Origin of the sequence: Paenibacillus sp. ACRSA, from assembly GCF_022346845.1 — a bacterium.
Lineage (GTDB): Bacteria > Bacillota > Bacilli > Paenibacillales > Paenibacillaceae > Paenibacillus.
In genome coordinates this window covers 188,443-215,071 of record NZ_JAKRNP010000001.1, presented here as the reverse complement: position 1 = coordinate 215,071, position 26,629 = coordinate 188,443, and the positions used below count along the sequence as shown (strand labels likewise).

At 45.0% G+C, this 26,629-nt stretch carries 25 protein-coding genes; 20 read left to right on the top strand and 5 right to left on the bottom strand.

Going from position 1 to position 26,629, the window contains the following annotated elements; genetic code table 11:
* The first annotated feature begins 7 nt into the window (after positions 1-7).
* The 20 genes from bshA to MH215_RS00855 all read left to right on the top strand — a co-directional run bounded on the left by bshA (position 8) and on the right by MH215_RS00855 (position 21,672).
* A complete protein-coding gene (gene bshA, locus MH215_RS00950) occupies positions 8-1,168 on the top strand; it encodes an N-acetyl-alpha-D-glucosaminyl L-malate synthase BshA (RefSeq protein WP_056696777.1) in 1,161 nt (386 codons plus the stop codon).
* Positions 1,169-1,229: 61 nt separating this feature from the next.
* Positions 1,230-2,537, top strand: a complete 1,308-nt coding sequence (locus MH215_RS00945) for a CCA tRNA nucleotidyltransferase (RefSeq protein WP_343224498.1) — start codon at positions 1,230-1,232, stop codon at positions 2,535-2,537.
* A complete protein-coding gene (locus MH215_RS00940) occupies positions 2,524-3,501 on the top strand; it encodes a biotin--[acetyl-CoA-carboxylase] ligase (protein ID WP_239287103.1) in 978 nt (325 codons plus the stop codon). The genes MH215_RS00945 and MH215_RS00940 overlap by 14 nt, the downstream gene beginning before the upstream one ends.
* A 381-nt stretch (positions 3,502-3,882) precedes the next feature.
* A complete protein-coding gene (panB, locus tag MH215_RS00935) occupies positions 3,883-4,758 on the top strand; it encodes a 3-methyl-2-oxobutanoate hydroxymethyltransferase (RefSeq protein ID WP_239287102.1) in 876 nt (291 codons plus the stop codon).
* Positions 4,755-5,651, top strand: coding sequence for a pantoate--beta-alanine ligase (gene panC, locus MH215_RS00930; RefSeq protein ID WP_239287101.1), 897 nt, complete (start codon positions 4,755-4,757; stop codon positions 5,649-5,651). Before panB ends, panC begins: the two co-directional genes overlap by 4 nt.
* Complete coding sequence (gene panD, locus MH215_RS00925) at positions 5,644-6,027, top strand: aspartate 1-decarboxylase (protein WP_056696783.1); 384 nt, start codon at positions 5,644-5,646, stop codon at positions 6,025-6,027. The genes panC and panD overlap by 8 nt, the downstream gene beginning before the upstream one ends.
* A 93-nt stretch (positions 6,028-6,120) precedes the next feature.
* A complete protein-coding gene (locus MH215_RS00920) occupies positions 6,121-6,753 on the top strand; it encodes a tetratricopeptide repeat protein (protein ID WP_145047447.1) in 633 nt (210 codons plus the stop codon).
* A 160-nt stretch (positions 6,754-6,913) separates the two neighbouring features.
* Positions 6,914-9,778 (top strand): ATP-dependent DNA helicase DinG, encoded by a 2,865-nt coding sequence (gene dinG, locus MH215_RS00915; RefSeq protein ID WP_239287100.1) that lies wholly within the window; start codon positions 6,914-6,916, stop codon positions 9,776-9,778.
* A 202-nt stretch (positions 9,779-9,980) separates the two neighbouring features.
* Positions 9,981-10,634: a redox-sensing transcriptional repressor Rex gene (locus MH215_RS00910; RefSeq protein WP_056696791.1), complete on the top strand. Its 654-nt coding sequence runs from the start codon at positions 9,981-9,983 to the stop codon at positions 10,632-10,634.
* Positions 10,621-11,925 (top strand): amidohydrolase, encoded by a 1,305-nt coding sequence (locus tag MH215_RS00905; protein WP_239287099.1) that lies wholly within the window; start codon positions 10,621-10,623, stop codon positions 11,923-11,925. The genes MH215_RS00910 and MH215_RS00905 overlap by 14 nt, the downstream gene beginning before the upstream one ends.
* A 35-nt stretch (positions 11,926-11,960) precedes the next feature.
* Entirely contained in the window at positions 11,961-12,488 is a 528-nt protein-coding gene (locus tag MH215_RS00900; protein WP_056696796.1) for a hypothetical protein, read from the top strand.
* 343 nt (positions 12,489-12,831) lie between these two features.
* Complete coding sequence (locus MH215_RS00895; protein WP_056696799.1) at positions 12,832-13,359, top strand: hypothetical protein; 528 nt, start codon at positions 12,832-12,834, stop codon at positions 13,357-13,359.
* Complete coding sequence (locus MH215_RS00890) at positions 13,352-14,854, top strand: AAA family ATPase (RefSeq protein WP_056696802.1); 1,503 nt, start codon at positions 13,352-13,354, stop codon at positions 14,852-14,854. Before MH215_RS00895 ends, MH215_RS00890 begins: the two co-directional genes overlap by 8 nt.
* Positions 14,855-14,987: 133 nt before the next feature.
* Positions 14,988-15,860, top strand: coding sequence for a 3-hydroxyacyl-CoA dehydrogenase family protein (locus MH215_RS00885; protein WP_056696803.1), 873 nt, complete (start codon positions 14,988-14,990; stop codon positions 15,858-15,860).
* The gene (locus tag MH215_RS00880; RefSeq protein ID WP_056696806.1) at positions 15,857-17,062 is read left to right on the top strand and encodes an acetate kinase; all 1,206 of its coding nucleotides are present in this window, start codon (positions 15,857-15,859) and stop codon (positions 17,060-17,062) included. Before MH215_RS00885 ends, MH215_RS00880 begins: the two co-directional genes overlap by 4 nt.
* 101 nt (positions 17,063-17,163) lie before the next feature.
* Complete coding sequence (asnS, locus tag MH215_RS00875; RefSeq protein ID WP_056696807.1) at positions 17,164-18,459, top strand: asparagine--tRNA ligase; 1,296 nt, start codon at positions 17,164-17,166, stop codon at positions 18,457-18,459.
* Between the two features lie 17 nt (positions 18,460-18,476).
* Positions 18,477-19,178 carry a DnaD domain-containing protein gene (locus MH215_RS00870; RefSeq protein ID WP_239287098.1) on the top strand — a complete coding sequence of 234 codons (702 nt, stop codon included), beginning with the start codon at positions 18,477-18,479 and terminating at the stop codon, positions 19,176-19,178.
* Between the two features lie 260 nt (positions 19,179-19,438).
* A complete protein-coding gene (locus MH215_RS00865) occupies positions 19,439-19,930 on the top strand; it encodes an RNA polymerase sigma factor (RefSeq protein WP_239287097.1) in 492 nt (163 codons plus the stop codon).
* Positions 19,923-20,369: a hypothetical protein gene (locus MH215_RS00860; RefSeq protein ID WP_239287096.1), complete on the top strand. Its 447-nt coding sequence runs from the start codon at positions 19,923-19,925 to the stop codon at positions 20,367-20,369. Before MH215_RS00865 ends, MH215_RS00860 begins: the two co-directional genes overlap by 8 nt.
* A 28-nt stretch (positions 20,370-20,397) precedes the next feature.
* Positions 20,398-21,672 carry a multi-tm2 domain protein gene (locus MH215_RS00855; protein WP_481857417.1) on the top strand — a complete coding sequence of 425 codons (1,275 nt, stop codon included), beginning with the start codon at positions 20,398-20,400 and terminating at the stop codon, positions 21,670-21,672.
* Positions 21,673-21,924: 252 nt separating this feature from the next.
* Here the strand turns inward: MH215_RS00855 and MH215_RS00850 are convergent, their stop codons facing one another.
* From MH215_RS00850 to MH215_RS00830, 5 genes are read right to left on the bottom strand one after another with little or no spacing between them, the layout of a single operon-like run.
* On the bottom strand, positions 21,925-22,578 hold the full coding sequence (locus MH215_RS00850; RefSeq protein ID WP_056696813.1) for a methylthioribulose 1-phosphate dehydratase: 654 nt from the start codon (positions 22,576-22,578) through the stop codon (positions 21,925-21,927).
* Between the two features lie 2 nt (positions 22,579-22,580).
* Positions 22,581-23,258, bottom strand: a complete 678-nt coding sequence (locus tag MH215_RS00845) for a 2-hydroxy-3-keto-5-methylthiopentenyl-1-phosphate phosphatase (RefSeq protein WP_239287094.1) — start codon at positions 23,256-23,258, stop codon at positions 22,581-22,583.
* Positions 23,255-24,478, bottom strand: a complete 1,224-nt coding sequence (locus MH215_RS00840) for a 2,3-diketo-5-methylthiopentyl-1-phosphate enolase (protein WP_239287093.1) — start codon at positions 24,476-24,478, stop codon at positions 23,255-23,257. The genes MH215_RS00845 and MH215_RS00840 overlap by 4 nt, the downstream gene beginning before the upstream one ends.
* Entirely contained in the window at positions 24,475-25,335 is an 861-nt protein-coding gene (proC, locus tag MH215_RS00835; RefSeq protein WP_186380896.1) for a pyrroline-5-carboxylate reductase, read from the bottom strand. The genes MH215_RS00840 and proC overlap by 4 nt, the downstream gene beginning before the upstream one ends.
* Positions 25,336-25,369: 34 nt before the next feature.
* Positions 25,370-26,617: a glutamate-5-semialdehyde dehydrogenase gene (locus MH215_RS00830; RefSeq protein ID WP_239287092.1), complete on the bottom strand. Its 1,248-nt coding sequence runs from the start codon at positions 26,615-26,617 to the stop codon at positions 25,370-25,372.
* Positions 26,618-26,629: the final 12 nt, after the last annotated feature.

The window sequence follows — 26,629 nt, the reverse complement described above, 5'->3', positions numbered from 1 at the left end:
CCATTGGATGGATCAAAAGTTAAAGATTGGCATCACCTGTTATCCGTCCCTAGGAGGGTCTGGCGTTGTCGCAACGGAGCTAGGCAAATTGCTTGCCGAACAGGGGCACCAGGTTCACTTTATTGCCAACAGTATCCCGTTTAGACTGGGTTCGTTTCAAAAAAATATATTCTATCATGAGGTAGAGGTTAACGACTATTACGTGTTCCGTTATCCGCCTTATGATCTCTCTCTCGCGACGAAGATGGCACAAGTAGCGAAGGCACAGCAACTCGATTTGCTTCATGTACATTATGCGGTTCCGCATGCCGTATGTGCTTTCTTAGCTAAGCAGATGGTGGGAGATGACCTGAAAGTAGTCACAACCCTTCATGGTACAGATATAACAGTGCTTGCACAGGATGAATCATTGAAGGATCTTATCCGTCTGGCGATCAATGAAAGTGATGCGGTAACCGCTGTATCTCGTGATTTGATTCGTGAGACGGTGGACTTGTTGGATATCCAACGTCCAATCGATCTCACGTATAATTTTATTGATAAACGAATTTATTATCCACGTGATGCGGCCAGCTTACGTCGTGATTTTGCAGCACCGAATGAGAAAATATTAATGCACATCTCTAACTTCCGACCAGTGAAGAGAACGCAGGATGTGGTAGAGGTATTTCGGCAGGTGCAGGAACAAGTTCCTGCTAGATTATTGTTTGTGGGCGAAGGGCCAGACCTCCCCAAAATTCAGTGGAAGATCAATGAAATGGGCTTGAGTGATCGCGTGCATTTTCTGGGTAAACAGGATGATATCGCGCAAGTGATCTCCATGGCTGATGTCCTGATGCTACCATCGGAAAAAGAGAGCTTTGGCCTTGTTGCGCTTGAAGCAATGGCTTGTGGTGTGCCAACGATTGGTTCACAGGCTGGCGGTATTCCTGAACTGGTGTTACACGGCAAAACAGGATTCTTGTCTCCGATCGGAGATACGCAGTCCATGGCGGAGAATGCAATCCGTTTGTTAACCGATGATCGTCTAGCTGCTGAATTCAGAGAAGCTTGTTTACATCGAGCACATCATGATTTCTGCAATGATGCTATTCGTCATGAATATGAAGAAATTTATTACCGCGTGCTGGGACGTGAAGTTCCGAGTCTCAAGCCGGTATGTGGTTGATACAATCCTGACCTCGTAAGAGCACATGGTCGTGCTTAGCGAAGTGCAGGATAGTAATGAGGTGAGTAAAGTGGTTCAATGGGTACAGGTGGATCAAGAGATGGCACGACAAAGTGAATGTGTGATTCGTACGTTGAACGAGCATGGTTATGAAGCTTATTGGGTGGGTGGTTGTGTACGCGATGAGCTCCTAGGAAGAGCAGTGGATGATATGGACATTACGTCTTCGGCTTCTCCTGAGCAGGTGATGCAGTTGTTCGAAGACTGTATCCCAACTGGGCTTCAGCATGGTACAGTGACCGTTCGCTCTGGTGGCTATTACTTCGAAGTAACAACATTCCGCACAGAATCGGAATATAAGGATAATCGAAGACCCTCAGCCGTACACTTTGTGAAGGATATCAAAGAGGATTTGCAACGGCGCGATTTCACCATGAATGCTCTCGCAATGGATTCAGACGGAAATATCGTTGATCCTTTCGGTGGTCAAATTGATATTCGCGAGGAGCGAGTTCGTTGTGTGGGAGAAGCCAAGGCGCGATTTGGTGAAGATGCACTGCGAATCCTTCGGTGTGTGCGTTTTGCATCAGTTTTCCACTTTAGCATTGCCTATAACACGTGGAAGGGACTTCTCCTTCAGAGAGATCTGTTAAAGCATATCGCTATGGAACGAGTGCGGACCGAGATGGTCAAAATGATGGCAGGTTCACAACCGCTCGCAGGTATGGAGCTTCTGCTTCGCAGTCGAATACTGGAAGAAGTCAAAGCCCCTGTCGATGCCAAACGGTTTAATAGAACACTTCTGATGAATCTTGAAGAGCTCAAGGGTGAGCATGTCATACTCCGTTGGGCATTACTTCTGCTGGCAGGCAACTATTCAAAGGATGAGGCGGATACGCTGTTACGTCAATGGACTTTCTCTAACGACGAACGTACCCGTATGACTGGAGTTCTCCAAGTGGAATGGATGACCAGAAGTCTGGTGCAGGAAAATAAACCTGTAGAGGCGCTGCGAGCGGAGTGGATCCAAGCGGTACTGGTATGCGGTATCCGTGCCACTCAAGACTGGCTGATGATTCAATCCATTCTTCCAGCCGCTTGGAGAGAACTGCCGATCTCAATGGAAGATCAGTTCAACTATATTCAAGCCCACGCTTCAGAGTGGAGCCAGTCTATGCAGGTACAGGAATTAAAGGATCTGAATATTACTGGCGAGGCGATTCTCGGTTTACTAGGACGCAAAGGCGGGCCTTGGTTGGGACAGCTCATGAAGCATCTGCTGAGAGAAACCGCAATTGGAAATATAGCAAATCAGTCTGAAGCGCTGAGTGCAGAAGTGAAGCGGGTGGGAGCCATTGACCAAGCATGAAGAACTGCTACATATGTTACTAAAAGCGGATGGACAGTTTGTATCTGGGGAAGAGATTAGCAAATATTTACTCATCAGCAGAACTGCCGTGTGGAAGCATGTGAATAAGCTACGCGATCTTGGTTATGAGTTCGAAGCTGTCTCTCGAAAAGGATATCGGCTTCTTACAAAGCCTGATAGCATTGATGAAGCAGGGCTCCAGTTGGCGTTGCAAACAGAAGTATTTGGACGTAAGGCGATTATTATGCAATCGACGCCATCTACTCAGGGAGAGGTGCAACAGCTCGCAGACGAGGGTGTCAGCGAAGGGGTTGTTGTACTTGCAGAGGAACAAACCAATGGACGAGGCCGTTATGGTCGCAGATGGTATTCTCCTCCAGGTAAGGGCATATGGATGAGTATCTTGCTGCGGCCACAGCAATCTCTTCGTAACACACCGCAACTAACATTGTTAACAGGGCTTGCCGTTTGTCGCGCGATTCGTTCATTTACAGGCGTAGATGCTGGAATTAAGTGGCCGAATGATGTGCTGGTTAATGGTCGTAAAATATGTGGAATTCTAATGGAGTCAGCTCTAGAAGATCATGAACTGAGATATTGTATTGCAGGAATCGGGGTCGATGTTAATTTTGACAAGCAAGATTATCCTGAGGAACTGTCACCGATTGCGACGTCTCTCCAAATAGAAACAGGCAAAACGGTAGACCGAACTTTACTTGCAGCAGCAATTCTAACAGAGCTAGAGCAATTATATGATATGTATCAAAAACAAGGCTTTAATGTGATTGCTGCTTTGTGGGAAGCATTATCCGTCTCGCTCCATCGTGATATTAAAGTATCCAATGCTCATGGCATTGTTGAAGGAACGGCACTGGGTATTGATTCTTCTGGTGCACTAATTGTACAGAAAAAGGATGGAGTACGGATTACGGTTTTCTCTGGCGAAATTTCGTTAACTGACTAGAGAATTGTCGAATTTCCAAGATTAAAATGAACATAAGACGTGAAGTTTAAGCCGAACTTTGGTATACTGTGTTTGTGAGGCGATATCGGCTAATGTAGACCGAATTGCACTCCACGCAACAGTATGCCTTATTGGCTTGAATCGAACAGTATTAGGAAATGTTCCAAAAGATCGCGTTTGATTGCGAAACTTTTGAACATGTAACCAGCAATTGAATTGATGTTGAAGTGAGATGTTGGATTCTGCTCTGAGCCGAAGAGGACCGAGACAGAAGGGACGATCGCAAGTGACTCTTTTTTGACTTTTCGGGACTTTTTAGTGGAAAACTAAAAGGTTTTTTTGTTGTGTTTACATTGAAAAGGTGAAAGGAGCCATGACCAAATGGCAAACAAACAAGCATTAAATATTGTGAAAATGAAAAAATATAAACAGGATGGCGTTCCGCTAAGTATGATTACTGCCTATGATTTTCCAACCGCACAACTTGCCGAAGAAGCAGGTATTGACCTTATTTTGGTTGGAGATTCACTCGGTAATGTTGTGCTTGGCTATAACTCAACGCTTCCTGTAACGATTGATGATATGGTGTATCACACACGCTCCGTTGTACGCGGGGCAGAGAATACCTTTATCGTTGCAGATATGCCTTTTATGACCTATCACGGCAGCGTTGATGAGACACTTAAAGGCGTGCGTCGCCTAATGCAGGAGGGGCATGCTCACGCCGTCAAAATGGAGGGCGGAATGGAGATTGCGGATACCGTGAAAGCGGTAGTTCAATCAGGTGTGCCTGTTCTGGGGCATATCGGTCTGACCCCTCAATCTGTTAATCAAATCGGAGGTTATCGTATTCAGGGTAAGGATGCGGCTGATGCGAAACGTCTCATGGACGAAGCTAAGGCGCTTGAAGCGGCAGGTGCGTTCGGAATTGTTTTGGAATTGGTAACGGAAGAAGTGGCAAGAGCGATCTCAGAAGAACTTTCAATTCCTACGATTGGTATCGGAGCGGGACGTGGCTGTGATGGTCAGGTGTTGGTATTCCATGATGTGGTGCAATACGCTTCACCTTATACGCCCAAACGTTTTGTCAAAACTTACGGGGATGTAGGAGAACTGATTCGTAACAGCATCAGTGCATACGTGAAGGAAGTCAAAGACCGTTCATTTCCAGCACAAGAGCATGTATTCACAGCAGCAGATGGCGTACTAGACCAATTATACGGACATCTCAAAGAAAAGGTGGCGAACAACGGATGAAAGTAATCCGCACAATAACCGAAGTAAGACAGGAAATTAGCAGATTGCGCCAGAGCAGTGGTTCGGGTGAAGCTACGGTTGGTTTTGTGCCTACTATGGGTTATCTCCACGAGGGACATGCGAGCTTGATGCGAGCAGCGAAGGAGCAGAGTGATATCGTTGTACTTAGTATCTTTGTGAATCCAATTCAGTTCGGACCAAACGAAGACTTTGATAGCTATCCTCGTGATGAAGCTAGGGATGTGGAAACAGCAAGGCTGCAAGGGGTGGATATCGTATTTATTCCCTCTGTGAGCGAGATGTATCCAGAGCCTACGAAGACAACAGTGTCTGTTTCCCAATTAACGGATCGTTTGTGCGGAGCATCCCGCCCAGGGCACTTTGATGGGGTCACAACGGTGGTTTCTAAGTTATTTAATATCGTGCAACCGCAGCGTGCATTTTTTGGCATGAAGGATGCGCAACAGGTGGCAGTTATTCAGCAAATGGTCAATGATTTGAACATGGCGGTGGAGATTGTACCTTGCCCAATCGTGCGTGAAAGCGATGGTTTGGCTCTAAGCTCAAGGAACGTCTATTTAAGCGAAGAACAGCGTGAGCAGGCACTCGTGCTGTCACAGGCACTGCGATTAGCTCAAGAGACTATAGATACCAATTCCTCGGTAACTGCGGCGGACATTCGCGAGATGTTACGTAAGGTAATTCAGGCGTCACCACTGGCAGTTATTGATTATGCCGAAATTCAAGCTTTTCCAAGCTTACAGCCACTAGCTGATCATGAAATGGTGTACGGACGTGAGGATGTCTTAATTGCCCTTGCAGTTAAATTTGGAAAAACAAGATTGATTGATAATATTAAGTTGCACAAATCGGAGGTGCTGTCTCATGTTTAGAACACTGATGAAATCCAAAATTCACCGCGCTACCGTCACGGAAGCGAATTTGAACTATGTGGGTAGTATAACCATCGATGAAGATCTGATGGAAACATCCGATTTGATGGAAAATGAAAAGGTTCAAATTGTTAACAATAATAATGGAGCACGTCTGGAAACGTACGTCATTCCTGGCCCGCGTGGCAGTGGTGTGATCTGTCTCAATGGAGCGGCTGCTCGGTTGGTTCAACCTGGTGATACCGTAATTATTATTTCATATGCGATGATGTCTCAGGAGGAGGCTAATGCTCATAAACCAACCGTTGTCTTTGTAGACGAGCAGAATAAGCCTGTTCAAACCTTGAAACAAGAGATCCACGCAACAATTATGTAATCGACTGGTAAGGGGAATGAAATCGGTGCATCAAGCAAAAAATGAGTACAGGTCACTGCACTAATTCATTTTTTCAAGGGTGGGGATGCATCGATGTTCCAGCATGTTTTCGCAGAAATGAACGACATGTTAGATGAAATTATCAAGCGCTACCCTTCCGCTGAAGGCCTGAACAAACAGGAGTTGCTTCAAAAGTGGAATTTGCTCAAGCGGATGAGTGATGGCATGATTGATGAGTGGCTGATGTTTGAGGAGAAGATGAGTCAGGTACGTGAACAAGAGCTGGTCAAACCTGCGTCGCTTGAACCGGAGCAGGAAGCCGTTACGGCACTACCTGAAATTCATTTGGAGTGCTTTAGCCGCGGTCAAGGTTATTTCAAATTGCAGATGTACCCGCAAGCCATTACCCAATTTTCGCGGATTGTAGCCGACTATCCAGATAGTGCATTGACTCGTTATTATCTGGCGCTTGCTCATCTCAATTTGGAACAAAATACAGAGGCATTAGCACACTTACATCGTATATTGCGACTTAAGGGATCACCACGTCTAAAGGGGCTAGTCTGCAATGCCCTTGGATGTATTGAAGCCAAGCTTGCGAATCCACAAGGAGCATGTTCGTTGTTTGCACAGGCGCTTCAGCATGACCCAACGTTGACCGAACCACTGTATAATATGGAAGCTTGCAGGCAAAACAAAGGACAATTGCAATTCGGAATTGGCTGACTGCAATGGGATAAAAAAATGGAGTAGCCAGCATGAAGACGGTGTTTCTTCCTCGGGGATTACGGAGGAGGCACCGCCTTTTTTTGTCAGTTAATTTTCAAACGTCCTTTTTTTTGCTATGCTGTAACATAGACTGGAATGGAAGGGATCGTACATTGCAATGAAATTTGCCGTATTGGATTTCGAAACAACCGGCACGCAGTCCGACGGTGAAATTATACAGGCCGGACTTGCCATCATAGATCATGACTACAGCATATCTCAAATATATAGCTCTTATGTGAATCCGGGCGTACCGATTCCACCGTTTATTACGGGGTTGACTGGTATTACCGAAGAAGATGTTGCGGACGCTCCTTCATTAGAAGAGATGATGATGGAGATGGTTCCACTGTTGAACGATGTCGTTCTGGTTGGTCATAACGTCGCATTTGATTTTCATTTTCTTCAAAATGCGTTAGACCGTTGTGGATATTTGCCATTCACAGGACGAATTTTGGATACCATTGATTTTCTCAAAATCTCATTTCCTTCACTTAGCTCCTACCAGTTAGGATATGTATCGACTGAATTCGGATTTGAGCATGACCGTCCGCATCAGGCGGATAGCGATGCGTTAGCTACCGCGCATGTACTGCTGAAGTGCTTGGATGAGCTACGGGAATTGCCACTTATTACGATTCAGCGTTTGTCTGACTTGTTTGCACCAGAGGATAGCGATTTCGGTTGGTACCTCGATGGTATGCGAAGTGAGAAGGAAGCTGAACCTATTCAGGACCTGGATGGACACACCTATTATCGCCAATTAGCGCTTAATGTGAGTGATTGGATGGACATTGGTGCTCCACGCAATGAGTTGGAGGGTAATCCGCTGGATGGTGTCAGTTTTGAGCAATTCATGGATCAGGTTCGAAGCAATCTCAGAGATACCCTGGATCACTACGAGGAACGGGAAGCACAGACTTTAATGTTCAGCAGTGTGAGACAGGCTCTGGATGAAGAGAAGCACCTGCTTATTGAAGCAGGTACGGGGACAGGTAAGTCTCTGGGGTATCTGTTACCAGCCATTTATGAAAGTGTGAAGCAAGAACAGAAAGTGATGGTGAGCACTCACACCATTAATCTGCAGGAGCAGCTTAGAGAACGGGATATACCAATGCTTACTGAAGTTGTACCGTTTCCGTTTAAAGCTGCTGTATTCAAAGGTCGGGGTCATTATTTGTGCCTGCGCAAATTCGAACACAAAATCAACAAACGTGAATTTGCTACACCCAAAGAGGACTATTTCACAGCAGCACAGATGATTGTTTGGCTTGCTCAGACAGAAACAGGGGACGACGAAGAACTGAACCTGAGCGCGCGTGGTGGGGACTTCTGGGAGACGGTTCAGAGCGAGTCCGAATCCTGCCTTGGGCGATCTTGTCCATGGTTCCGCAAATGTTTCTATCACCGGGCGAAGCATGAAGCAGGCTTATCAGATATCGTAATTACGAATCATTCCAAATTATTTACCGATGTGAAGGCAAGTCATCAGCTTCTTCCTGCGTATGAAAGTCTTGTTATAGATGAGGCTCATCACCTAGAGGACGTAGCAGGTAAACATCTAGGCTTGCATATGAAATATTTCACGATGGTTCATACACTCACACGTCTATTTAAAGATAGCCGTAACGGTCAGTTGCCTATGCTTCGCTCCCAGCTATCAAGCCATGAAAAATCAGTACAATGGGGTTCAGCTATTGATCAGATGTTCCCGCTTGCTGTTGAAGTCAAGGACATGTGGGACAGATTGAGCGAATCTTTATTTAATCTTCTTCCTGAGCGTAGCGATGCTTCCCCAGGGGAGACAGGTCAATTCTCTCTTCGATTGAAGCCGTCGCAGAAACCTGATAAGTGGCAGGCGCTTCAAGAGGATGAGAATCAAATTTACGTAACGTTAGGTGACTTGATTCGTAAGGGTGATAAGCTGTTACTTGAGATCAAGGAAGAACAAGATGACTATCAATCCGATAGCTTGATTACGGATATTACAGGCCTTCTGAAGGATCTTGCCCTACTCAAAGAGAATCTACGTTTCTTCATGCGTATGGATGATGTCAATACTGTTTATTGGATGGAAGCAAGTGGACAGTTCCGAAGTAAATCGCTACAGCTCTATGCGGTTCCTGTAGATGTCAGCGCACAACTGAAGGAATTGTTCTTCGACAAAAAGAAAAGCGTTGTTCTGACTTCAGCTACACTTTCTGTAGATAAGTCATTCCAATTTATGATTGAGCAACTAGGATTGCAGGAAGCAGCAGACCATAACCGTCTGCTTACGTCCTTGCTACCGTCTCCGTTCCGTTATAGGGATCAGGCCTTGCTTGTTATTCCACGTGATTTCCCAAGTTTAAAAGGCAGCGTAGGGGATGCACACTTTGTTGATATGTTGGTGCATTCATTAGCCGAAACGGCCATTGCGACACGTGGACGAATGATGGTGCTCTTTACGTCATATCGGATGCTGAGACAAGTGTATGATCCGCTCAAGGAAGCCTTGGCGGGTAACGATATCTCGCTGCTCGGTCAAGGGGTGGATAGTGGTAGCCGTTCGAAGCTCACACGCCGCTTCCAAGACGCCAAGGCAACAGTACTTTTGGGTACCAGCAGCTTTTGGGAAGGTGTAGACATTCCAGGGGAAGCACTCACTTGTCTTGCAATTGTTAGATTGCCATTCCAGCCGCCTAATCATCCATTATTGGAAGCGAAAAGCGAGCTGTTGCAACAACAGAAGAAAAATCCATTTATGAAGCTATCTGTGCCACAAGCTGTTATTCGTTTCAAGCAGGGCTTCGGAAGACTTGTACGGACAGCGAAGGACAGAGGCATCGTCATTGTATACGATACACGGGTCATTGAAGCATATTACGGTAAGTATTTCTTATATTCGTTACCAGGCCCCAAAATGGAGCATATGCTAACCGAACAGATGGTTCCACGAATTCGTGAGTGGTTAGACCAGCCTACTGATGAGGCTTCGGAATAGGGCTATACGCGCAAGCGTTGCACCATGATCACAATTAGTTGTAAAATTTATAAGATTCAATAATTGAGAAATAAAGATTACTGCTATCATAATGTATATCATTGAGGCATCCTGTCCACGTAAACCGTGATTTTGTATGGCATGCAGGGTGCCTCCTATTTAATCTATCTACAGGGTCACATTGGTAAAGGGGAGTAAACGAATGAAATCAGATAAAATATCAGAAGCTGTCGTGCGGCGTTTGCCAGTTTACTTGCGTTATTTGAGTGAATTGAGTCAACGTGAGGTTACTACGGTTTCTTCTCAAGAACTAGGACTACGCTTGGATCTTAATCCAGCTCAGATCCGGAAGGATCTAGCCTATTTTGGTGATTTTGGTCGCAAAGGGATTGGCTATGACGTTTCCTACTTGATCGAAAAGATTCGTCACATCCTGAAGATCGATCAGCAAATCAACGTGGCATTGGTTGGTGCGGGTAATCTTGGACACGCCTTGTCTAATTACAATGCATACTTGAAAGATAACATGAAGATTGTTGCCGTGTTTGATGCCTACGGTCCCAAGATTGGCACTCAGATTAATAGCTTGAAAGTTCAACCGATGAATGAATTATCAGAGTCTGTCCAAAAGGATAATATTCGTATCGGCATAATTACAGTTCCAGATACAGAAGCTCAGAATGTAGCTGATCAACTGGTCGAGTCGGGTATCGAGGCTATACTTAATTTTGCGCCAACGATCTTGAAAACGCCGCCGCATATTCGCATTCACCATGCTGACTTTACGACGGATCTGCTCAGCCTTGCTTATTACCTGGAGAATGGAAAGGACGACGAGGAAGATGACGACAAATAAATGGGTTATTCATAACGGCAAATTTGCAGTAAATAGTGGTTTGGACTGGAAAGTGGTTCAAGGTTATATGGTTGTGGAAGATGATAAGATTGTGCATATTGGTGAGACACTGCCGGAAGGGGACGAGAGCCTGCCCAAAGTGGATGGGAAAGGACTTCTTTTCCTACCGGGTCTGATCAATACGCATGGTCATGCGGCAATGTCACTACTAAGAGGACATGGAGATGATCTAGCGCTGCAGGTATGGTTACAGGAAAAAATGTGGCCAATGGAAGCCAAAATGACAGCTGAAGATGTGTACTGGGGATCATCCCTATCCGTGTTAGAAATGCTAAAAGGCGGAACTACGGCTTTCCTCGATATGTATGATCATATGGATCAAGTGGCTAAAGTGGTAGAACAATCCGGTATTCGCGCTTCTCTGGCTCGTGGAGTTATTGGTCTGTGTTCAGAAGAAGAGCAGATGCGTAAGCTGGAAGAATCGGCTGCATTTGCCCGTGAGTGGCATGGACAAGCGGATGGCCGTATTACAACGGTTATCTCACCGCACGCTCCATACACATGTCCGCCGGATTACATAGAGAAGCTTGTACAAGTTGCGCACGACTTGAATCTGCCTCTGCATACACACATGTCAGAAACGATCCGAGAAGTGGAGCAAAATGTGACTGATTATGGACTTCGTCCTGTTGCTCATCTGGAGAAACTGGGATTCTTCTCCCGTCCCTCCCTTGTTGCTCATGCGGTACACCTGAATGACGAAGAAATTGAAATTTTGGCTCGAAATCATGTTGCAGTTTCCCATAATCCGGGTAGTAACTTGAAGCTTGCTTCAGGTGTCGCTCGTGTACCGGATCTTCTGAAAGCTGGTGTAATGGTATCCTTGGGAACCGATGGCCCTGCAAGCAACAACAACCTGGATATGTTTGAAGAGATGAGACTGGCAGCTCTGATTCATAAAGGCGTATCGGGTGATCCAACAGCTGTACCAGCTGGAGAAGCTCTTCTGTTAGGAACGGCTTATGGCGCCAAATCTATTTTCTTAGATGATACAGGGTTATTAGAAGAGGGGATGAAGGCAGACTTTATCGCCCTTAACATTGAACAAGCTCATTTCTATCCGCATACGGATCTAATCTCACATACCATCTATTCAGCTTCAGCGAAAGACGTGGAGCATGTATGGGTGGATGGTAAACAAGTGATTAAACACGGCGAATGCCTCACGATGGACGAAGAGCGCATCTTGCGTGAGTCTCAATCGGCATTTAATGGTTTGCTTGCCCGTTAATCATGCAGCGTTTTAGAGGAAAGGAAGTTCGGCTTTTGAAGAGAAAAAAGAAGTGGATCTGGATATCGTTGCTGGTTCTAGTTCTGCTCCTGTTTGGACTTCAACGTTATTATGTCTATGTCACTCAGGATCAGCGCAATGAAGAAGCTATGGCTATTGAAGCTGCACAGCAGCAAGACATTACGTTCACTCAAGATATTCGTAAGTATGTCTGGGGAGGTAAAGAGGGCGCAGACAACATTTATTGGACCTTTCTAGGTAAAAATAAGGACAAGCAGGATGTTCTCGTATGGGTGAAGTTCGACAATACAAACAAGCCGGTAACAGGCTCTAATGTAGTGCACAGTGAACTGGTTCAGAATGGCATGTCTGAAACCCAGATTCGCAATCGATTTAGCTCAGAGGTACCGGGTGGAGAAATAAAGCGTATTATGCCTGGTGTTGTGAACGGAATCTATGTATGGCAAGTGTATTATAATGATGATACCCACAATTATTATCGTTTCTATCGATTTAGCAATGGGGAACAGGTAGATTTGGTCTACACTTTACCCAATAGCTAGCCTACGCTACAGTTGGACAACATTACATTTTACTAAAACTATAATGAGGTCTAACTCGTTTAATACCATAAAACACCAAAGTACCGGCAGATAATAGCAGACTGCACGGTTCTTTGGTGTTTTTGTCATTCTATTGGATTTGAATAGTTAAAATTAATAATTTATTCATATTTTAGCCTTCGAAATTGTATATACGATGTGATATACTCAGATATGTATTCAACATTACATGATGAATAAACAAAACAAATAAATCCTGTTAATTACGACACAGGACTTTGGTTGCAAATTTTATTAACGCCTACAGGCTATAGTATAGGCCAAATTTGGGAGGGAAACTCATTTGAAGCTAAAAGTATTACCGATTGCTTTAACTGTCGTCATTTCTGCCGTCCTGTTGTTTGGAGGTTGGTTTGTGTATCGCCAAGTGGCCATGCAGAATCCAATCGAAAAAATGATTACCCAGTATGATGGAGTCAATGATGTTCATTTAACTATTAACCGCAATAGCGTACAAATGAAACTTGATCTTGAGCCAGACGTTGATTTGGGGAGATTAGTTCAATATATTCACAAAGAAGGACAGACCCTTATTGGCAATCGTACTCTTAAACTTGACGTCATTGATCACTCCAACGAGGCATTAGAAAATTGGTGGGGTGATGCGATGTTCACCGTAGCTCAAGCGATGGAAAACAAACAATATACCGAGATCACACCAACGCTGTCTAAGATGGCTACCAATGGAATTAAAGTAAATACCGCTATGGATGATAATAACGTATACGTTAGTCTACGAGATGGAGACGCAAGCAAGTTTATTATTCTACCACGTGTGCCAGGACAGATAGGAGTGTGGCCAAATGCCTAAGTGGACTAAAGAAGTTGTAATTGGATTTGTTCCAGTGCTAATTATCTTTCTTGCTTTTGTGGGTGTAAATATCATCCCAATTTTGTTTGCTGTATTGTTGGTCGGCGGATTGCTGTTCATGATGCAGATGCGTGGTGGCATAACCGTTGGGGCAAGTCAAGAGCGTAAACGGAAGAAAAAAGGGCCATCCAAGCTGACATTTGAAGAAATTGGTGGTCAGGATAGTGCCAAGCAAGAATTACGAGAAGCGCTAGATTTCCTTATTCGGCATGAAGAAATTCAAAAATTCGGGATTCGCCCACTGAAAGGTATTTTGCTCACAGGGCCTCCGGGAACAGGTAAAACCTTAATGGCCAAAGCTGCCGCTCACTACACGGATTCCGTATTTGTCGCTGCATCAGGTAGTGAATTTGTGGAAATGTACGTCGGCGTCGGTGCGGGTAGAATTCGTGATTTATTCCGTGATGCAAGAACGCGTGCAACCAAAGAAAATAAAGAAAATGCTATTATTTTTATCGATGAGATTGATGTCATTGGTGGTAAGCGTGAAGGTGGACAACAACGTGAGTACGACCAAACGTTGAACCAACTTCTGACTGAAATGGATGGAATCTATTCATCGGAAACACCTCGAATCTTAGTGATTGCTGCAACGAACCGCAAAGAAATGTTAGACAGTGCATTGACTCGTCCGGGACGTTTTGACCGTCATATTCAGGTGGATATGCCTGATAAGAAGGGTAGAAAGCATATCTTGGAACTGCATGCGGTTAATAAGCCTATAATGACGGATGTAAGCCTTGAGAAGACGGCTGAAGAGTCTTATGGGTTCTCTGGAGCACAACTTGAAAGTGTGATGAATGAAGCTGCGATTTACGCGATGAGAGATGGATTGTCTAGTATCGAACAGCGTCATCTGTCGATGGCAATTGACAAAGTTATGATGGGTGAGAAGACCGATCGTGAATCCACTGTGGAAGAAAAGAAACGGGTAGCTATCCACGAATTGGGACATGCCATTATGGCGGAGTTAGTTCGTCCGGGTAGTGTTAGTCAGGTAGCGCTCAGTCCCCGTGGACAGGCTCTTGGTTATGTACGTCACACTCCACAACAAGAACAGTATTTATATACTAAACGTTTCTTGGAAGAACAGATTATGATTGCCCTTGGTGGTGCGGCTGCAGAGGAAATGTATTACGGTGGTCGTAGTACGGGGTCGCGCAATGACTTTGAACAAGCGACAAATGTTGTACAGACGATGATGGCTTCTGGTCTGACATCGCTCGGTATTGTGAATATGGATATGGTTACTACCGAAGAGTTGATGCGTGAGAATAAAGTCATTTTGCAGGAGCTTATGAACCAAACGAAACGAATGCTTGAAGAGCAACGGACAATATTCGACAACTCTCTGGATACCTTGATGAGAGAAGAAGTGTTGTCTGGGGAGCAATTTCGTTGTCAATTTCGTGACAGCGCCCTTTTACCGGCATAATTTATTTATGTCGGTTATTTTTTTTTACATTTCAGTCGTGCTAAGATATTATTATATGTTGGGTCGAAATTTGTAATTTTCGGCGAACAGGGTACAATAGAGAAATAGAGAACCGAAAGGATGGAACAGAACCATGTTTTTTAAAAAAATAGGAGTTGTCGGCGGCGGTACGATGGGGCAAGGTATTTCCCAAATGCTCGCAGCCAAAGGACTTGATGTGCTTCTGGTGGAGCATACAACGGAGAAGCTTGATTATGCCTATAATATGATCGAGACCAACTTGGATAAACAACTAGAGAAATGGGCAATTACGAAGGCAGAGAAAAAACTGATCCTTTCCCGTATTAACAAAGTTGCTCATTTGGCGGAACTGGGTTCTTGCGATATGGTCATTGAGACGATTACGGAAGACCTGGAAGCTAAAAAAGCAGTGTTTAGCCAACTGGATCAAGTTTGCCCAAGTAATGTTATTCTTGCAAGTAATACATCCACGCTGAGTTTGACCGAGCTTGCAAGCTCGACCAAGTACCCAGAGCGTGTTATTGGTATGCACTTTATTCACCCGGTATCCCGGGTTGATCTTGTTGAAATTATTCGTGGCTTGAAGACGTCTGATTCCACATTTGATGAGACTAGACGTTTTGTTGAAGAAGTGGCTGACAAAAAAGGCGTTATGATTTATGAATCCCCAGGATTCGTTACATCACGTTTGATCTGCCTTCTGATCAATGAAGCACTGCATGTATTGCAAGAAGGTGTTGCTTCTGCTGAAGACATCGATGATGCAATGCGTATCGGATATAACTTCCAGCATGGTCCACTTGAGATGGCTGACCGTTTCGGACTTGATTCCGTTGAAGCAGCACTCGAAAGAATGTTCCGTGAATTCGGGGAATTGAAATATCGTCCTTCGACTGTCCTGAAGAAAATGGTACGTGCAGGACACTTGGGTGTAAAAACGGGCGAAGGATTCTTCAAGTACGACAAGGATGGTGACAGACTGTGAAAGTATTAGTAATCAACGCGGGGAGCTCCTCGCTTAAATATCAATTGTATAATATGACAGACGAATCCGTACTCGCAAAAGGTCTTGTTGAGCGGATCGGAATGGACTCCTCCATTCTCACTCACAAGCCAGCAGGTCGCGAAGACGTGACTGAAGTTAGCGAAATTCTGGAGCATACGACTGCAATTCGTAAAGTTATCGATATGCTGACAGACAAAGAAAACGGAGTATTGGGTTCCGTAGACGAAATTCAAGCTGTGGGACACCGCGTTGTTCATGGTGGTGAAGCATTTAAAGAATCCGCATTGGTTGATGATGTAGCCAAAGCTGAAATTCGCCGTTTGTTCGACCTCGCACCGCTTCATAATCCTGCAGCGATGATGGGTATTCGTGCGGCTGAATTGAATATGCCGGGCGTTCCTCAAGTTATGGTCTTTGATACAGCATTCCATCAAACAATGCCTGAAAAAGCTTATCTGTATGCAATTCCGCGTGTACTTTACAAAAAATATAAAGTTCGTCGCTACGGAGCGCACGGTACTTCCCATGATTATGTAAGTAAAGCAGCAGCAGAATATCTGGATCGTCCGCTCCAAGACCTGAAAATTATCACTTGTCACGTGGGTAACGGTGGTAGTGTAACAGCAGTTAAAGGTGGTCTTTCTGTAGATACGTCCATGGGTATGACTCCGCTCGAAGGTTTGATGATGGGAACACGTAGTGGTGACCTTGATCCAGCGATTGTACCTTATGTAATGAACAAGGAAGAACTGAGCGTAAGTGAAGTAAACTCCATGTTGAACAAGCACAGTGGATTGCTCGCGATCTCTGGGATCAGCAGCGACATGCGAGAGATTACTGAAGGTATGGAGAATGGCGATGCTAACTCCACACTGGCTTTCGAAATGTACGAATATCGTCTGCGTAAATACATTGGTTCATATGCAGCAGCAATGAATGGTGTTGACGTAATCGTCTTTACAGCAGGTGTAGGTGAGAACTCTGTTGTTCTACGCCAAAAAGTATGTGAACAACTGACGTACCTAGGTGTTGAACTAGACGAAGCTTTGAATGCGATCCGTTCCGGCGAACCACGCCGTATCACAACTAGCAATTCCAAAGTGGATGTTCTTGTTGTGCCAACGAACGAAGAATTGGTGATTGCAAGAGATACACACCGAATCGTATTGAATTCTCAGTAATCTAATTGTAAAGTGAATATAGCATGACAAGGAAGTGCAGGGGACAGGCATAAGCCTGCCCGCTGCATTTTCAAATTCAGCACTAAGGGAGAGATATGGGCATGAGCACGGAGTGTGTAATTCGTAACGTGAATGAACATGTAGGCGAGACCGTAAAGATCGGCGCCTGGATTAACAACAAACGTTCCAGCGGCAAAATTCAATTTTTGCAACTGCGTGATGGAACCGGATATATTCAAGGGGTCGTCGTAAAGAGTGAAGTTAGCGAAGAGATCTGGAATGCAGCAAAGAGTCTTACCCAAGAGAGCTCGCTATATGTTACAGGTATTATTCGTGAAGAGCCGCGCAGCAACTCCGGCTACGAAATGACGGTTACCGATGTCGAAATTATTCATCTCACGGAGAACTATCCAATTACGCCTAAAGAGCACGGTGTTGACTTCTTGATGGATCATCGTCATCTGTGGCTGCGTTCGACTAAACAACGTGCGGTTATGGTGATTCGTGCAGAGATCATCCGCGCTGTTCAGCAGTTTTTTGATGGTAACGGATTCACACAGGTTGATCCACCAATTCTGACACCATCTTCAGCAGAGGGTACTACGAATTTGTTCCACATTAAGTATTTTGATGAAGATGCATATCTGACACAAAGTGGACAGTTGTACATGGAAGCAGCAGCGATGGCACTTGGCAAAGTGTATTCCTTTGGGCCTACGTTCCGCGCAGAGAAATCCAAAACGCGTCGTCACTTGATTGAGTTCTGGATGATTGAGCCGGAAATGGCGTTTGTAGATCATGAAGAGAGCTTGCGAGTACAAGAGAAGTTCATTGCGCATGTTGTACAATCCGTGGTGAAGAACTGCCGTGCAGAGCTAGAATCAATTGGACGTGATGTCAGCAAACTTGAAGGTATTGTTGCACCATTCCCACGCATCACATATGATGAGGCGATTGAGTTCCTAAATGGACAAGGCTTCGATATCCCTTGGGGAGAGGACTTCGGTGCACCGCACGAAACAGCGATTGCTGAGAAGTATGATACACCGGTATTCATCACTCACTATCCAGCAGGCATAAAAGCATTCTACATGAAGCCTGACCCGAATCGACCTGAAGTTGTCCTCTGTGCAGATATGATTGCACCAGAAGGTTATGGAGAGATCATCGGAGGTTCGCAACGGATTGATGATCCAGAACTGATGAAACAACGCTTTGATGAGCACCAGCTTTCGGATGAAGCATATCAATGGTACTTGGATTTGCGTAAATACGGATCGGTACCTCACTCTGGTTTCGGTCTGGGATTGGAGCGGACGGTAGCTTGGATCTGTGGATTGGATCATGTACGTGAAACAATTGCATTCCCTCGTATGCTCTATCGTTTGTATCCTTAATGCTTAACCGTGATTCTATGGAAAATACCGGCTCTAAAGCATGGATCAATGGAGCAGCTTATGGGATGACATCGGGAACAGCGCAGCTTCCTTATGCGTTATTACGCTATTATCATCAGTTAGGTCTATCCGATGCAGAGGTGCTCTTGCTCATTCAACTTCTGGGCTTTCAACAGGCAGAATTCAATGAGTTTCCTACCTTGGAAGAGCTTGCTAGTCGTATGGGACTAGCCCCTGAAGGCATTGCGAGAATGCTGCAACGTTTGATGAAGGATGGATATGTTACCATTGATGAGCACCGGGATGAGGAACGAGATATTCAGTACGAACGTTATGACCTGCATGGGCTGTTTGCACGATTAGCGACTTGTGTGGCTGAGGATGTTGCCGCTCTACAGAAACAACAGATGGAACATAACGCACGTTCGAATTCGAACAGTGTTCAAATAGAAGAGGAAGAGCGTAATATGTTTTCCATCTTCGAAAAAGAATTCGGACGTCCGCTTTCACCCATGGAATGTGAAACGATCTCCAGTTGGTTGGATCAGGATCGGTATCAAGAAGAATTAATTCTGATGGCGCTGAAAGAGGCTGTGTTTGCAGGCAAAGTACATTTCCGATACATTGATCGAATCTTACTTGAATGGAGCCGTAATCGAGTGAAGACGGTTCAAGACGCCAAAGCGTATACGCAACGTTTTCGCAGTGGTGGTCGTTAATTCAACGTATAGAAGTATCTCTATTCAGACAATCAGACAGGCCAGATGTTATTCTGTGCCTGTCTTTTTATTGTGGTATGATTCAGAATGAAAATTCCGCTTTTCAGGCGAAAGGCAACCATGTTATTAAAAAAATGAAATAATATGCAGGGGCAGAGTGAAGCTTTGTCGTCTAATGTAATGGAGAGGAGGGGAGAGTTATTGATGAAGCGCGCATAATTGAACGAATCCGTGAAGGAGACACATCTCAGGTTCGCTTATTGATCGATAAGTATAGCCAGCATGTATACCATGTGGCTTACTCGGTACTACGAAACGATCAAGAAGCTCAGGATGCAGCTCAGGAAGCGTTCATACAGATGTACAAATCTCTCCCTGATTACCGATCCGAAGGCTTCAAAACATGGCTTACCCGCATTGCGTTTCACAAAGCAATTGATGCCAAGCGTAAGCTCGGCAGACGAAGCAATGAAGATCTAGGTGGAGAAGAGAGAATCCATTACTTACCTGGACGAGAAGAAGATGTCCTTACAAGGCTTATTCGAGAAGAACGTAAGGAAGCTCTACGAGCGCGAATTAGCCAGTTGCCTGCTCAGCATCGTGATATCATCACGGCATATTATTTAAAAGAGAAAAATTATGAGCAAATTGCCCACGATGCCCAAGTGGCTGTGAAAACAGTAGAGTCCCGATTATATCGTGCGCGGCAGTGGATACGAAATCATTGGAAGGAGGATGAGTGGCGTGAATAAATCAGGTGTATATACCGTTCAGGAATGGTCCGAATATATAGAAGGTCGTATCCCCCCCAACCAGTCACTGTATATGGAACAAGCACTTATAGACAATCCAGACGAAATGCACAATTATCTAGAAGCTCTCGATGTTCATGGAGAATTGCCTTCCTTGAGTGATCCAACGGGATTTGCCGACTCGATCATGCATCAGATTAATCAAATGCAACCGTCCAATGTCCGGCCTCTACCACGTTCGCATCGTTACCGCTGGCTTGAACATAAAGTATTTCATTACGCTGTGGCAGCCTGCCTGACGCTGATTTTCCTATCATCGGGGTTGTTTGACAAGGTAGCTCCTTATCATCTTCAAGATGGTGAGCATGGCGGATCATTTACGGAGAAATGGACGGAGGCAGCCACATCATGGCTGGATAACTTCAAACCGAAACCATAAATTAGTTCGTATTGCCTGAAAAGAAAGGATGACGTTTGTGCAATCAGATCGTAATAAATTACTCGCATTTCTACTAAATATGATTCCTGGGCTTGGATTCTTATATTGGAGAAGACCTATTCGGGCAGTAGTCTACCCGCTTCTCTTTTTTGGAACACTTGTCGGTTTCTTCATGTTGGGTATTGTATTGTCGGAACATGATTTGGTGATCTTTGGTGCTGTGGCATCCGTATTATTCTGGGGGATCAGCATGCTTGATATGATTATCGTGCTGTTGAGTTCGACAAGCTATCGAGAAGAACAATATAAAGGATATAGGGCACCTTACGGCCGGGTGAGTGACTCTTATCATGACCGAAGGGTAGATTCGCTTGAGCCGAACGAAAGCCATGCAGATCACGTCTATGAAGGATATGATCGTCCTGAAGGGGCATACGGTAATCCGATGTATCGCAAAGGTACTGAAGGTGAACGATTCTTCACGATACTCCTTTCATTTATACCTGGACTTGGACATCTTCATATGGGGCTGTTGCATCGAGGACTATCGTTCTTAATTGCTTTCTTTGGATCCTTTGCAATGATGGTGTTTGTAGCATCTATTACGAATGAAGAGAACTTCTTAATGTTCCTGCTCATTCTACCTGTCATTTGGGTGTACTGTATGTTTGATGCGGTACAGCATATTCATCGCAAGCAAGCAGGTGAGGTAATAGAAGACCGCACGCTGTTTGAAGAGTTGGAAATGGGAAAAGTGAATGGGCGACGTAGCAGAATGCTAGCAACGCTTTTGTCGGCATTCCCAGGCGCGGGGCATCTCTACTTAGGTTTACAAAAAAGAGGTATGCAGCTCATGTTTTTGTTCCTAGGCAGTATATACATTCTAGATTTGCTTCGTTTATCCGTATTTTTGTTTATGATTCCACTCATCTGGTTCTATAGCTTCTTTGACGGTCTTCAATGCTCAAGCCGGTATGGGCGGGAAACGTTAGAGGATCATCCCATCTTCAAGGATTGGGCGCGCCATCAACGACTGATTGGGTTCGGCATTGCAGCACTGGGCTTGTACTACTTAGCAATTCGTCTTATTATTCCGCAACTCAGTGAGATGTTCCCCAACGTATTCTTGACGTACGAGATTCGATCCTACCTGAATACAATGATTGTCTCGCTATTGCTTATCGTTGGAGGATTGAAGCTGCTCTTTGGGAAGCAACGTCCGATCAAGAGTGGAAGTGGCAAAAATCCCGACGATGAACTCGACAGTCTCTTCTTGTTCAAAGATCGTGAAGATCGATCCTAAATCAAAAACACGCCATAGTTCCTCATTGGAACATTGGCGTGTTTTATGTTTTTTGAAGCGAAGCGTTCGTCTGAAAGCTTTCTCCAAGAAAGCTACATCGGAAGCATACGCTATCCGCGGATTTTCCCCTTTGTCATAGGGATCAAAAAAATCTGGGGATAACAGCGATCGGAATGTTGTTCTGTCATCGTAGTGGTCAGTGTAAAAATGATTAGTTCAATCTATAATAGCTTAATCAATATCACATATTAATTACGATGTAGCCCCTTTAAGCAATAGCTGACGATACATCACTTCGAACAAAAATTCGAAGGCCTCTAGATGTCTTTTGGCTTCAAAAGCATCTTTACCCCATGCATAAATACCGTGATTACGCAGCAAGATACCCGGTACTTTGGCATCAAGTACATCTGGAACCAATTCAGCAATTGAAGGAATATCAGCAAAGTTAGGCAGAATCGGTACACGAATCTCCGCATTTTCCTCCCAAATGTTGAATGCTTTGATCAATTCGATTCCTTGGATTGGCACTTGGCCATCAGCGCCGAAGAACTCACTAATTAGATTGTTATACACGGTATGTACGTGGAATACCGCGCCGCAACCCGTTAAGCGGTAGATTTCGCAGTGGATTAGCGTTTCTGCACTAGGCTTCAGGTTTGTTGTTTCAATCGCTTTACCTTGCTTGTCCACGAACAGGAAATCTTCTGGCGTACGCAGAGATTTATCTTTGCCGGAAGCTGTTACTGCAAAATAAAACTGTTCCGGATCAAAATCGCCAACACGCATGGACAAGTTTCCACTTGTACCTGGGAACCAGTTACGGCTGGCAAACAGTGCTTTAACATCCGCTAGTTCTTCGAGAACTTGACGTTTGTGTTCCAAAGTAATTTTCTCAAACCCCATCTTTACAGCACTCCTTGTGTTTGCTTCTGTTTCATATCTTCGATGATATCGTAAAAGGTAGTGAATGGCACATGATCGACACCAAGTTCAATACATTTATCCGTTAAAATAGAACGAGAATAGACCAGATCGGCAATTTTGGCACCTTCAAAATCAGTAAGGCTATCGCCAATCAAAATTCGATTATATTGTTCTGCCGGGAAAGTACGGATGACTGTAGTTTTGCACATACCGCAGCCGTTCTCGCAAGGAGGCTGGCAAGGATGCGGCCATTCAATTCGAATGGTTTCACCCGTAAAATCAGCTCCGTTACAATATACATGATCCTGTGGGATATCAAATGGTGCGAGCAAAGGTTCGATGAAAAAGTCCATGCCTCCGCTGGTCACATTGAATTCAATGCCTTCACGGCGAACAAATTCTAGAAATTCGCTGAAGCCTTCACGAATACCGGCTTGTCCAAGCACAAATTCCACAATCTCATTTTTTTGTGAGGAGGGTAGGAGGGCGAACATTGCCCCAACGCCTTCACGCAACGTTATTTTTTGTTCAATGGTATCTTTCATAATAGCCTCAATACCAGGAGGATTGAATTTTTTCATAATGGCAACGATATTGTCCGAAAGCGTAATGGTTCCATCAAAATCACAGAAAATGACGGTTTGTTTATCACTTCTCATCGTTCACCACCCCATAGATCCAATGCACTTTTGAGTTCTGGATGCTCCATTGCATGTTGTGCCAGAGGAATCGAACGCTGCGATGCCTCGATTGCCTGCAAGAATGCACGTCCACCAGCTTCAGTGCCCATAGGATGTCCATGAATGCCTCCACCAGCATTTACAATCACATCAGTACCGAAATCCCGCAGAATCAGCGGTACAAGGCCAGGATGTATTCCTGCAGAAGGAACTGGCATGCTTGCACGCATAGGAAGCTCAGTCGACAGCAATTGTTCAGTAATCGCCATATTCTCTTCTTTTGGCATCGTTACTGAGCCATATGGAGATGGGAACAAGACGATGTCTGCACCCGCAAGTCGCATCAATTGGCCAAGTAAGACGGAAGCGGAGATACCGTAATGTGGAGATGGATACACCGCGCCAGCAAGGGCTGGATGAGCCATAATTGGCACATTGATATCCGGGTCGCTGCTAAGCTCGTGTAGAACGTCATATCCGTAAGCTAATACGTTAAATAACAAGGCATTAGCTCCGGCGTTAATGGCACGTTCAGCCTGTTTTTTCAGTTGTGAGGTCGAACCGGTCAGATTCGCTGCATATAGCAGTTTCTTTCCAGTTTCTTGACGAGCCTGCTCGGCTGCTTTCATACAAACCTCGACTCTTTTTTCGATCGGAGTTAGTTTGTTCTCAAACAGAATTTCATCATCTTTGATGAGATCAACGCCACCGAGCGCTTGACGGATAAACTGCTCACGTAACTCGTCCGCATCTAGTCCGATAACGGATTTGAAAATACTCATTAACAGCGGACGATCATGTACACCAAGCAGATCACGAACACCGTTTAGTCCAAATTTAGGACCAGGGAATGCGCTCAGGAAATTGTCTGAGAAGCCAAGCTGTGTAAGCTTAATGCGCCCATCCATCGATATTTTACCAAATACGGTAACAAGCAGAGCGGGAATATCTCGGCTAAAGTTTACATCGGGATACCCAATTGTGATATCAGCATAACGCTCACCAGGAGACATACCGTTAGGCTCATGCACTTCAACCTTAATGACTTCTCCTAGATGCTTCTGCATCGCTTCGCGTTTGGCCTGTGGTAATTCAGTCCAGCTGCCAACAGTCATGCCAACGGCAATGGATTCCGCTTTTTTACGAAAATCGGCATGATCGTCATGCAAACGATATGTAGCAGTACACATGTTATTCATTTAAAATCTCCTTCCAAAGCAGCCCCCATTTCCCGTGAGCGCTCAGCACAACGGTTAACGGCTGCAATTACATTTTCAAAGAAGTCGCCTTCGTCGAGCTTCTTCAGTGCAGCTTGAGTTGCACCTCCAGGAGACGTAACATCACTGCGAAGCTTCATTGGCTCCAGACCTGTCTGCTGAACCATTCGGGAAGCACCAAGCACCGTCTGAACGGTTAGATCACGTGACTGTTGACTGGACAAACCGCCTCGAATACCTGCAGCGATCATAGCCTCCATTAGATAGTATACATAAGCCGGCCCACTTCCCGAAATCCCTGTAAGAATCTCTAACTTATCTTCAGGCACAATGGTCACGATCCCGACAGCTTCAAACATGGTCATAACCGTGCTACGCTGCTCGTCTGTTATTTCGGCCGAGAAGGCAAGGCCTGTAGCGCCAAGTCCAATTGTACTTGATGTATTTGGCATTGTACGAGCGATAGGCTGTTTACGACCAAGTAGCGTTTGCATCGTACGTATAGATAATCCGGCAATGACGGATACGATCAGTTGATCTGGTGATAAAAGGGGACCCAATTCCCGCAGAGCAGCAGCGGCATCCTTTGGTTTCATAGCCAATACAATAACGGGAGAACCCGAGAGAATCTCCTGGGATTGTGCCGCAGTTCCGGTATGAACCGCGTAACGGCTGCTGAGTTCCTCCTGACGTTTCTGGTTGCTGCGGTTCAGCATCGTAATATCCTGTGGACGTACGACAAGGCGGGAGATTAATCCGCGTACGATGGCTTCGGCCATCGCACCTGCTCCGTGGAAAGTGATTTTCTGTTGTAATAACGTCTGTTGTTCTTGACTCATGATTATCGTCCTCCTAAATAACTAAACTGCGAACTTATTGACGGATCTGACCATCGCCAGTAATACGATATTTGGTTGATGTAAGTGCAGGTAATCCCATTGGACCACGTGCATGTAACTTTTGAGTACTGATGCCTATTTCGGCTCCATAACCAAACTCGAAGCCGTCTGTGAAACGGGTAGAAGCATTATGATACACGGCTGCGGCATCAACATCATGCAAGAAACGCTCAGCGTTTTCTGTATTCGCCGTTACGATACATTCGGAATGCTTGGTGCCGTATTGTGCAATGTGCTGCATGGCTTCCTCCAGGCCGGATACAACCCGGATATTCAAAATGTAGTCGTTATACTCTGTCGCATAGTCTTCTTCGCTAACTGGTTGGGCAGAAGGGACAATACGTCGCACAGCATCGCAACCTTTTAATAGCACGTTTAGTTCACGGAATTGTTCCGCAATGGTTGCAAGATGTTGCTCTGCGAAAGCAGCGTGTACTAATAGAGTTTCCATAGAGTTACATACGGATGGACGTTGCGCTTTGGCATTAATCGCAATCTCTGCTGCCATAACCGGATCGGCAGATTCATCCACATAGGTATGGCAGATGCCTGCACCTGTTTCAATGACTGGTACTGTCGCATTCGCAACTACATTTTGAATGAGTGAAGCTCCGCCGCGTGGAATAATGACATCTAGCAATCCATTCAGTTTAAGCATCTCGTCCACAGACGAACGATTGGCATCTTCCACAAGCTGTAGGGCGTCTGGAGGTAAATCTGTCTTTGCCAATGCCTCGTGTAATACCTCTACAATTTTGCGATTGGAGGAGAGGGCAGATGATCCGCCGCGAAGTAGAACTGCATTGCCCGTCTTGAGGCATAACCCTGCAGCATCAACTGTAACATTAGGTCGTGCTTCATAGATAATACCAATCAGCCCGATCGGTACTCTTAACTTCTGAATGTGCAAACCATCTGGACGCGTAAAAGTTTCAAGAACTTCACCCACAGGGTCAGGCAGATCCACGATCTGACGAAGTCCCTCTGCGATTCCCGCAATTCGTTCTTGATTTAACGCTAACCGGTCAAGCATAGATTCTGGCGTTCCTTGTTGTCTACCGCGCTCCAGATCTTCACCATTTGCAGTAATGATGATATCTGACTTCTCTAGGAGAGCATCTGCCATGGCAAGGAGAGCTTTATTTTTCTGATCTGTAGTCAATCGGTTCAATTGTGGAACTGCGGCTTGTGCCTGAATGGCTTTTTGTCTTACTTCACTCATTGTTTTATTCCT